Annotated in this window: 1 pseudogene; it reads left to right on the top strand. The window is 47.3% G+C overall.

What is annotated here, in order from left to right:
- Positions 1–12,334: pseudogene (locus TZ48_RS04495) on the top strand (tandem-95 repeat protein); the annotation flags it as partial.

Genomic DNA, 12,334 nt, shown 5'->3' on the forward strand with positions numbered 1-12,334 from the left:
CACCGACACCATCGTGGCGAATGCTGATCTCACTGTTAACCCAGTGAATGATGCAGCGGTCGTGGAAGATGTGGGTTACACCATTCAAGAAGACGGTTCATTGACCTTCACGGACGAACAACTTCTAGCGGGTGCGTCTGATATTGATGGGGACGACCTGTCAGTCGCAGATGTCAGCTACTCAGGCACAGAAGGTGTTTTCACTGATAACGGTGACGGCACTTATACCTTCGCACCAAACGAAAACTTCAATGGTGAAGTGGACTTAAGCTTCTCGGTAAGTGATGGTACGACCACAACGGAAGCCAATATCGATGTGACGGTTGAGTCGGTCAATGATATTCCTGTTGCGGGTTCTACTACTTACTCAGTGAATGAAGACGGTATTATTACCATCTCTGACGAGCAACTTCTAGCGAACAGCTCGGATGTAGAAGGTGAAGTTGCGGTTGATGATGTGTCTTATTCAGGCACAGACGGTATCTTTACTGACAATGGTGATGGCACTTACAGCTTCGCACCAAACGAGAACTTCAACGGTAATGTTTCTCTTGATGTCACTGTTGTTGACGAGGACGGTGCAACAGCAAATACAACTGCTGGTATTGAAGTGATCGCGGTCAACGATGCACCTGTCTCTGGTACCGTCGCATACTCGGTTAATGAAGACGGCTCTATCACGCTAAATCAAGACCAATTACTTGCTCAAGCGTCAGACGTTGAGGGGGACGCATTAACAGCTTCCAACCTGAACGTCGGTGGAGATGCCACCGTCGTCGATAACGGTGATGGAACCTTTACCATTACGCCAGATGCCAACTTCAATGGAGAAATTGATCTCAACTTCGATATATCGGACGGCACAGACACTATTGTTGCGTCAGGTGGTTTGACTGTTAACCCGGTCAATGACGCTCCAGAAGTATCTGGCATTGAAGCTCAAGTAGATGAAGATAACAGTATCACCATCACTCAAGAACAATTATTGGCGAATGCGTCAGATATCGACGGCGACGACCTAGTTGCCAGTGATTTGCAATTGTTCGGTACTGAGGCAGAAATCGTTCAGAACGAGGATGGCTCGTTCACTATCACTCCGGAAGAAAACTTCAATGGTGAGTTAGACTTCACTTATACCGTTTCTGATGGTGAAGAGAATGTTGTTACGACCCTGGATCTTACGGTCAATCCAGTAAATGACGCACCTGATGCGGGTGATGAAATTTACATTCAAGCGGAAGAAGATCAAACCGTTGGCGTTAGTATGCGCGAAGAGCCAGCGATTCGTCTCGACCAACAACCTGAGTTCGGTATTGTTCAAGCAAACATTGAAGATGAGTGGGTCACTCTGGAAGTTGGCCAAGAAGTTTCTCCAGATACTGAGATTCGCTTTGTTCCAGATGAAACCGCAGTAGCAGATTCTACCTCAACAACGCAACTTGGTACCTTTGATGACAACGCCAAAGTCAGCGATTGGGGGATGAAGTCGACTCTCATACTCGCCAATTTACCGATGGTGACTTAACCATTACCACACAAAGTACCGACGGACCGCTTGGCGCTTGGAACGGTAACACCCATATCGGACATGGTATTGGGGATACTGACAGACAGGGCCTTAGTGGTGATGAACAACTTGTCGTCACGGTAGAAGGTCAGGACATTAACGAAATCAGCTTCAATCTAGATGGTCTAGGCGGCTGGTTTATGGAAGAGTCTAGACACTTCACAGAAGTTGAGATCCGCGCGTTTGATGCGGATGGAAATCTCATAGATTCTGAAACTTACCACAAAGATGATCGTAACAGCTATGAGCACGAATATACGCTAACGACCGATGAACCTGTGGCTCGTTTCGAACTCGGTACTATTCAAGGTAACGGTACTTACGTCGTTCAAAACATGTCGGTTTCTCAGACACTACCTGACGATGTGGTATTTACGTCTATCGGTATCGACGGTACTGAAGTTACAGAAACCATCAGTTTGAATGTTCGTGAGGGCGATCAGGAGATCGATCTAACAGCCGACTTACCAGCCGTAACCACGACAGAAGAAGGAGCAGATGGCTTTGCTTCTATCGTCATTACCGAAGAACAGTTATTGGCGCAAGCCAGTGATATCGACAGTGATGAACTTGATATCATCAACTTAGCTCTCGAAGATGACAATGCAACCTTAACCGACAACGGTGATGGCACTTGGACTGTTACACCAAATGAAAACTTCTCGGGTGATATTGACCTAACGTATCAAGTCACCGACGGCGAGTTGGTCGACGATAATACTATCCACATCAACTTCGCAGAAGTAAATGATGCGCCAGTGGTATCTGGTCCAGTTATCCTGAGTACCGAAGAAGACAACTCCATCACATTCACCGATGAAGATCTGCTTGCGAATGCTTCCGATGTCGAGGGTGATGAGTTAAGCATCTACAACGTTAGCTACAACGGAGATAGTGGTGAGTTAACTGATAACGGAGATGGTACTTACACATTCGTTCCAAATGAAAACTTCAATGGCGATGTAGATCTCAGCTTTGGTGTCAGTGATGGCGAAGACGTCACTATGAACCAAATTGATTTAGCCGTGATTCCAGTGAACGATGTTCCAGTTCCTGGTGCTCCGCTGAATTTGGAGATGCTGAATGATGGCACCATCACAATTAACACATCGAGCTTGTTGAGTGGTGCGACTGATGTAGATGGAGACATTCTACATGTTGAAAACCTTGTCCTAACTAATCAATTGGACGGCACACTGGTTGATAATGGCGATAATACCTTTAGCTTCACACCATCTGAAGGCTTTACAGGCAATGTTTCGTTATCGTTTGACATCAGTGACGGACAAGCCACGGCGCCAAGTTCACTCAACATTGATGTTGTTGACTCCAACGTTGGTCCAGAAGTAACAGGCCCACTATCTGCTACGGTAGAGGAAGATGGCACAATCACTATCACTCAAGAAGAACTCCTTGCTAATGCGAGTGACCTTGATGGCGACGATCTCACTGCAGTCAATCTAAGCACAAACGATGAGAACGCTACCATTGTTCAAAATGAGGATGGTAGTTTCACTATCACCCCAAGTGAAGACTTCTATGGCGATATCGACTTCACCTATGATGTGACAGACGGAATCGCTACGGTAGGTACCGAGTTAGACCTAACCGTAACGCCTGTAAACGATGCACCAGATGTACCCGATTTATCATTCAATGTCTTGGAAGATGAATCGATCATCGTGACAGCAGAAGAGTTGCTTGCTCAAGCAACAGACGTTGAGGGTGATGATCTAACGGTCGTCAACGTCAACTCCGATGATCCAAATGTATCAGTAACTGATAATGGTGATGGTACTTATACCTTAACGCCAGCGCCTGATTATAGCGGTAGTGCAGGTCTTACGTTTGATGTTAGTGACGGCACTGATACGGTTACCGCAGACATCGCGTTGAAAGTTCAGTTTGTCAATGATGCGCCTGAAGCTGAACCAGTCGTTGCGGAAATGGATGAAGATGGCGTTATCTTGGTCACACAAGACATGCTGCTTGAAAATGCAACTGATAGAGACGGTGATTTCTTAGTTGCAGAAAACCTTGAGACTAACGACCCGAACGCAACGATCGTCAATAACGGTGATGGTACGTTTAGCGTTACGCCGTCACAAGATTTCAATGGCGATATCGTGTTTAGCTACAACGTCTCTGACGGTGAGCTAGATACAACTAGCGAGCTTACACTGACGGTTAATCCAGTCAATGACGCGCCAGACGTTGCTCCGCTTAACGTTGAAATTCAGGAAGACAATACATTTATCTTCACTGAAGAGCAGCTTCTTGCCCAAGCGACGGACGTCGAAGGTGATGAGCTGAGTATTACCGATGTGACTTACAGTGGAGATGAAGGATCTCTGGTCGATAATGGAGATGGCACATACACCTTTACGCCGGAAGAGCACTTTAGCGGCAATCTAGATATTGGCTTTACCGTTTCAGATGGTGAAGCTGAAGTTACCCAAACTATCGGTGTGAATGTCGAAGCGGTTGCCGATGCACCAGACTTGGAGGTGACCACTGGTGATGGTGACGCTGTCACAGATGAGGCTATTGTTGTCGAACCGGGTAGCACCACTGAGCTAAACATCGGTGCAGCGCTTGTAGACCAAGACTTGTCTGAGACACTAACACTGGAAGTAGGCGGCTTACCAGAAGGTACTGTGATTCGCTATGACAACGAAGGTGTACTCGACGAGCAAGCTGGCGGTATTACCAGTTATGAAACCACGGATATCACTGTCACTTTCGAAGGTGAAGGTGCTGGTTTCAAGAATACCGCCGGTTACTACACTGTCGATGAAGATGGCAATATTACCGACGTAAACATTGGGTTTGAGAACGCATCCCAAGTTGGTTCCGGTGGCGACTTGATTCCTGGTCAATCGTCAATCACGTTTGAAGTAGAAGAAGGCGAAAGCTTCAACCTGTTTGTCATTCCAAATGGCTTCAATCGCAATGATTTCGACTCGATGCAAGATGGAACCTTTATGTTCCGCGACGCGGACGGAAACCCAGCCACCATTGATTCTGTCGACCCGCAACTGGTTCATATTGATCCAGATGGCAATGAAACCGTTATCCAAAGCCAATTTGGAGACTCGGTGTTCCACGGCGGTACGAATACCAACCTAAACCAAGATGGCGTTGAACATACCAGAACAACGTTAAATGATGATGGTGAGATAGTTTATGGTATCGAAGATCTCTATGGAGGTGGTGACCGTGACTATGATGACTTCACCTTTACCGTAGACGTCGGTGAAACCAACAGCCAAATCTTGCAAGGTGAGATCGTTATTGGTGAAGATGGTACAGCCGTGCTTCCAACGCTGGTCATCGATCAAAACATCGAAATCACCTTCCCAGAGGATTATACAGGCTCCACTGCGTTAGAAATCAAAGCGACCGCTACAGAGCTTTCTAACGACGATGAAGCAAGTACGATTCAAGTCGTTAACTTTGAAGTTGACCATGCGCCTGAATCAGACTCGGTCTCTGCACAAGTCGACGAAGATGGTTCAATCACCATTACTCAAGAGCAGCTACTGGCGAATGCCACCGATCTCGATGGCGATGCTCTAACTGCGCTTAACCTGAGCACGGAAGATGAAAACGTCACTGTTGTGGATAATGGCGATGGCACCTTTACCATCACGCCAGACGCAGACTTCAATGGTGATGTAAACCTCAGCTTCGATGTCAGCGATGGCGACCAAATCGTATCGACAAATCTAGACTTAACCGTTAACCCTGTTAACGACGCTGCAGTGGTTGAAGATGTCGGTTATACCATTCAAGAAGATGGTTCATTGACCTTTACTGATGAGCAGCTATTAGCGGGCGCTTCAGACATTGATGGCGATGACTTGTCTGTCGCCGATGTGAGTTACTCCGGTACGGAAGGCGTGTTTACCGATAATGGTGACGGCACTTATACCTTCGCGCCAAATGAGAACTTCAATGGTGAAGTGGATTTGAGCTTCTCAGTAAGCGATGGAACGACTACGACTGAAGCCAACGTCGATGTTACCGTTGAGTCTGTCAACGATATTCCAGTTGCAGGTTCAACTACGTACTCGGTTGACGAAGATGGCATTATCACAATCTCCAATGACCAGCTGCTAGCAAATAGCTCAGACGTTGAAGGTGAGGTTGCGGTTGACGATGTCTCTTATTCAGGCACAGACGGTATCTTCACTGATAACGGTGATGGCACCTACAGCTTTGCGCCAAATGAAAACTTCAACGGTAATGTATCGCTAGATGTAACCGTAGTAGATGAAGATGGTGCAACGGCCGAAACAACGGCTGGCATCGAAGTCATCGCTGTTAATGATGCGCCAGTCTCTGGTGACTTGGCATACAGCATTAATGAAGACGGCTCGATTACGCTTACTCAAGAGCAGCTCTTGTCTCAAGCTAGTGACGTTGAAGATGACCTTACTGCTCTAGATGTCACCGCAGCAGACAATGCAACCGTTGTTGCCAATGATGATGGTTCATTCACTATCACACCAGAGGCGGATTTCTATGGTGATATCGACCTAACGTTCTCTGTCACTGATGGTACAGACTCAACGGTCGCTAATATCGACTTGACTGTTAATCCAGTTAACGATGCAGCGGCGATTGTTGAAGATGTGGCTTACACCATGGAAGAAGATGGCTCGCTCACCTTTACTGACGAGCAGTTGTTGGCCAATGCTACCGATATCGATGGTGATGACCTCAGCGTTGAATCGGTCACATACAATGGCGCAGAAGGGGTATTTACAGATAACGGTGATGGCACTTATACCTTTGCTCCAAACGAAAACTTCAATGGTGAAGTAGACCTCTTGTTTGAAGTATCTGATGGAACGGAAATCACCCCTGCGAATATTGATATCACAGTAACTGAAGTCAACGACTTACCAGTTGCTGGTTCAACAACTTATAGTGTTGACGAAGATAACATTCTTACGTTCACTAACGAGCAGTTGCTCGCCAACAGCTCTGATGTCGAAGGTGACGTCGCGGTCTCTGATGTTTCGTACTCAGGTACAGACGGTATCTTTACCGACAATGGTGATGGCACCTATAGTTTCGCACCAAATGAAAACTTCAATGGTGAGGTCTCGATTGATGTCACTATTGTGGATGAACAAGGAGCGACAGCAGAGACAACTGCAGGCGTAGAAGTCATTGCAGTTAATGATGCTCCAGTCTCTGGTGACTTGGCGTACAGCGTCGACGAAGATGGTTCTATCACACTGACTCAAGAGCAACTGCTATCGCAAGCTTCAGATGTAGACGGCGATGATTTAACCGCTGCTAATCTGTCAGCAGGCGATAACGCTACTGTTACTGCTAACGAAGATGGCTCATTCACAATAACTCCAGATGCTGATTTTAATGGCGACATTGATCTAAGCTTCGATATCTCCGATGGTACCGACACCATTGTGGCCAATGCAGACCTAACTGTGAATCCAGTGAATGACGCGGCAGTCGTGGAAGATGTGGGTTACACCATCCAAGAAGACGGCTCGTTGACCTTTACGGATGAACAGCTACTCGCTGGCGCGTCAGATATTGATGGCGACGATTTGTCTGTTGCTGATGTCAGCTACTCGGGCACAGAAGGTGTGTTCACAGACAACGGTGATGGTACCTATACCTTCGCACCAAACGAGAACTTCAATGGCGAAGTAGACCTAAGCTTCTCTGTTAGTGATGGCACAACCACCACTGAAGCGAATATTGATGTGACGGTTGAGTCGGTCAATGACATTCCTGTTGCTGGCTCTACCACATACTCAGTCGATGAAGATGGCATTATTACCATCTCAGACGAACAGCTTCTCGCCAACAGCTCTGACATTGAGGGCGAAGTGGCCATTGATGATGTGTCGTACTCAGGCACTGACGGTATCTTCACGGACAACGGCGACGGCACTTACAGCTTCGCACCAAATGAAAACTTCAACGGCAATGTATCGCTTGATGTAACCGTTGTTGATGAAGATGGCGCAACAGCGGATACCACTGCGGGTATTGATGTCATTGCGGTGAATGATGCACCAGTCTCAGGTGACTTAGCTTACTCTGTTGATGAAGATGGTTCGATTACTCTGACGCAAGAGCAATTGCTGTCTCAAGCAAGTGATGTCGAGGGTGATGACCTTACTGCAGCGAACTTGTCAGCGGGTGATAACGCGACAGTTACAGTCAACGAAGATGGCTCATTCACCATCACACCAGATGCAGACTTCAATGGCGACATTGACTTAAGCTTTGATATCTCTGACGGCACCGACACTATAGTGGCAAATGCCGACCTAACGGTTAACCCAGTGAATGACGCCGCGGTTGTAGAAGATGTTGGCTACACCATTCAAGAAGATGGCTCTCTGACGTTTACTGACGAGCAACTGCTAGCAGGCGCATCAGACATTGACGGTGATGACCTATCTGTTGCGGATGTTTCGTACACAGGCACTGATGGCGTATTCACCGATAACGGTGACGGCACGTATACCTTTGCTCCGAACGAAAACTTCAACGGTGATGTTGGTCTTAAGTTCTCTGTAAGTGATGGCACAACGACAACAGAAGCCAACATTGATGTCTCGGTCGAATCTGTTAATGACCTTCCAGTAGCAGGCTCTACCTCGTACTCAGTGAATGAAGATGGCGTGATTACCATTTCAGATGATCAGTTGCTTGCTAATAGCTCTGATGTTGAAGGGGACGTGAGTGTCAGCGATGTGTCTTACTCTGGCACAGATGGTATCCTCACTGACAATGGTGACGGTACTTACAGCTTCGCACCAAATGAAAACTTCAACGGCAACGTTTCGCTTGATGTTGTGGTCGTTGACGAAGATGGTGCAACGGCCGATACCACAGCAGGTATCGATGTAATTGCGGTTAATGATGCACCAGTCTCCGGTGACTTGGCGTACAACATCAACGAAGATGGTTCTATTACATTAACCCAAGAGCAGTTGCTATCTCAGGCTTCAGATGTGGATGGTGACGACCTCACTGCTGCTAACCTATCTGCTGGCGACAACGCGACTGTGGTGGATAATGGTGATGGTACCTTTACGGTAACCCCAGAGGCCAACTTTAACGGCAACATCGACCTAAGCTTTGATATCTCGGATGGCACAGAAACCATCGTTGCGAATGCCGATCTGTCGGTTAATCCAGTCAACGATCTTCCAACTACGTCAGATGTTTACGCTAATGTTGATGAAGACAACACCATTACGATTACTCAAGAGCAATTGCTTGCCAATGCGGCTGATATCGAGGGGGATGCACTCACTGCAGACAGTTTGGTAGCGGACAATGCAACCATTGTTGACAATGGCGATGGTACTTTCTCCATCACGCCAGATGAGAACTTCAATGGTTACATCGATGTGGCCTATAGCATCAGTGATGGTGACACTCCAATTGCAGCCAACCTCGGCTTAACAGTTGATCCTGTTAATGATGCGCCAATTGTTTCGGCTGATGTAGCCATTACGATTGAGGAAGATGGTTCTTATACCATCACTCAAGAGGAGCTATTGCAGTTCGCAACTGATATCGAAGATGATGACATGACAGCCATCATTGGAGAGCAGGGCGATGATACTACGGTGACAGGGACCGTGCTTGATGCGGAAACCAGTAATCCAGTATCCGGTGCGGAAGTTACGCTGACGGACGGTGCAGGTAATAGCTACACCACCGTAACCGATGACTCGGGTAACTACTCAGTTAGCGGCTCTATTGTTAATGAAGGTACAGTCACTATTGAGCAAGAGGGCTCTATCACGACGAGCTTTGTCGTCCCTGCGGGAGAAGAGACCAACGGCGGTGTCACCGCAATATCTGAAGTCCTTGATGATGCAGATATGCGTGTGGTGGTGACTTGGGGAGATAATCCTCGAGATCTTGATAACCACCTATGGTTGTACGACCAAGATTCAGGGCAAGAGCTTGACCATATTTACTATCGAGATATGAGCTACACCCAAGAGTCCGGTGACCGCGTTGCACAGGATGTCGATGATGTGAATGGCAATGGCCCAGAAACCATCACCATTCCAAACTACGAAGACATGAACATGCACTATTCAGTGCACAACTACAGTGGCCGCAGTTGGGATGTGGACGGCGTAGAAGATGTCCAAGTTCAAATCTTTGTTGGGGATACACTGATTCAATCCTTTACACCGGATCTACCTGACAACCCGCAGGGCGATCACTGGCATGTGTTTGACATCGTTGATGGAGTGATAGTACCGAGCCAAGACGTCAGCACGGTCACTAACTTTGAGCTACCAACGTCTGAAGAAGCCGCTGCGGCCGACAATGGCATTGATATCTCAGAAGTCGTAGCCGGTGATACCGAAGAAACAGGATCTGGCGAAGAAACTGACGGTAATGAACCAAGCATCGGTGATATCGCTATTGAAAACGCGATCATCACAGACAACGGTGATGGTACCTATACCATTACGCCGGAAGAGAACTTTAACGGTGAGTTCTCAATCAGCTACAACGTTGACGACGGCAACGGTGGTGTTACCCCAGCGGAGCTTGATGTTACTGTAACGGCTGTGAATGACTTGTCTGTCATTTACGACCACGACTACACCATTAATGAAGATGGCTCGCTAACCTTTACTGACGAACAGCTACTTGCTGGTGCAACTGACATCGACGGTGATGATTTAACTGTTGAGTCCGTGAACTATGAGGGGGCCGATGGTGTCTTTACTGACAACGGAGATGGCACCTATACCTTCGCGCCAAATGAAAACTTCAATGGCAATGTTGATCTTACCTACGACGTCAGTGATGGAACGGATACGGTATCGGCCAATATCGATGTCCAAGTCGTGCCAATCAACGATGTTCCAGTAGCCGGTGCGACAAGCTATAGCGTAGATGAGGATGGAAGCATCACCATCAGCGACGCACAATTGCTTGCCAACAGCTCTGATGTTGAAGCGATGTCGCTGTCGATAGTGTCAGCTATACCGGTACTGATGGTGTGTTCACTGACAATGGCGACGGCACCTATACCTTCTCACCAAATGAGAACTTCAACGGTGACGTAAGCCTAAATGTTACTGTTGTCGATGAGGACGGAGCGACAGCGGATACAACCGCTGGTATCGATGTCATCTCAGTGAACGACTTGCCGGTTGCGGGAGCGACGACTTATAGCGTTGACGAAGACAACATCATCACCATTACCAGTGACCAGTTGCTAGCTAACAGCTCGGATATAGAGGGTGAGGTGGCTGTTGAAGATGTCTCTTACTCTGGTACAGACGGCATACTTACCGACAACGGTGATGGCACGTTCAGCTTCGCACCAAATGAAAATTTCAACGGTAACGTATCTCTTGATGTCACCGTTGTGGATGAAGATGGTGCAACCGCAGAGACCACGGCAAGCATTGATGTAATTGCAGTCAATGACGCTCCAGTCTCAGGTGACTTGGCCTATAGCGTCGATGAAGACGGCTCAATTACACTGTCTCAAGAACAACTTCTAGCTCAAGCTAGCGATGTTGAAGGCGATGATCTTGAAGCAGCGAATCTAACCGCAGGTGACAACGCTACGGTAACGGCTAATGAAGATGGTTCTTTCACCATTACACCAGATGCGGACTTCAATGGAGCAATTGACTTAACCTTTGATATCTCAGATGGTGTTGAAACCATAGCTGCGAATGTTGATTTGACTGTTGACCCGGTCAATGATGCAGCGGTTGTGGAAGATGTGGGTTACACCATTCAAGAAGACGGTTCGTTGACCTTCAGGGATGAGCAGCTTCTTGCAGGCGCGTCTGATATTGATGGCGACGACCTATCAGTCGCAGATGTTAGTTACTCTGGTACAGAAGGTGTGTTCACAGATAACGGTGATGGTACCTATACCTTCGCTCCAAACGAAAACTTCAACGGTGAAGTAGACCTAAGCTTCTCAGTGAGCGATGGTACAACCACCACAGAAGCCAACATTGATGTAACGGTTGAGTCTGTTAACGACATTCCGGTTGCCGGTTCTACAACTTATTCTGTACAAGAAGACAACTCTATTACCATTAGTGACGAGCAGTTATTGGCTAACAGTTCGGATGTTGAGGGTGACGTTTCCGTTCAGGATGTCTCTTACTCAGGTACTGATGGTGTCTTTGCTGACAACGGTGATGGTACCTATACCTTCTCGCCAAACGAGAACTTCTCAGGTGAAGTTAGCTTTGATGTCGTTGTAGCAGATGAAGACGGGGCAACCGCAGAGACAAGTGCTGGTTTAACCGTTATCGAGGTCAACGACCCACCAATTGCAGCTCCAACTTCTTACACTATTGATGAAGACAGCGTACTGACCTTCAGTGAGTCTCAAGTCCTTGCCAATGCATCTGACATCGAAGGCGATGTATCGCTAGTGGGTATCGGTTACGATGGACCGCACGGTATCTTCTCCGTCAATGGTGATGGTACTTGTAGCTTTGCTCCAAATGAAAACTTCAATGGCGAGGTTCAATTAAACGTTACCATTCAAGATGAAGATGGTGCCACGGTTGATACAGTGATTAACGTAGATGTGCTTCCAATCAACGACGCTCCGGTATCAGGCGACCTAGCTTACAGTGTTGATGAAGATGGAAGTGTGACATTGTCACAAGAGCAACTTCTATCACAAGCATCGGATGTGGAAGGTGATGACCTCACGGCTGCGAACCTATCAGCAGGTGACAACGCCACTGTAAC

Source organism: Vibrio variabilis (genome assembly GCF_003263785.1).
GTDB lineage: Bacteria > Pseudomonadota > Gammaproteobacteria > Enterobacterales > Vibrionaceae > Vibrio > Vibrio variabilis.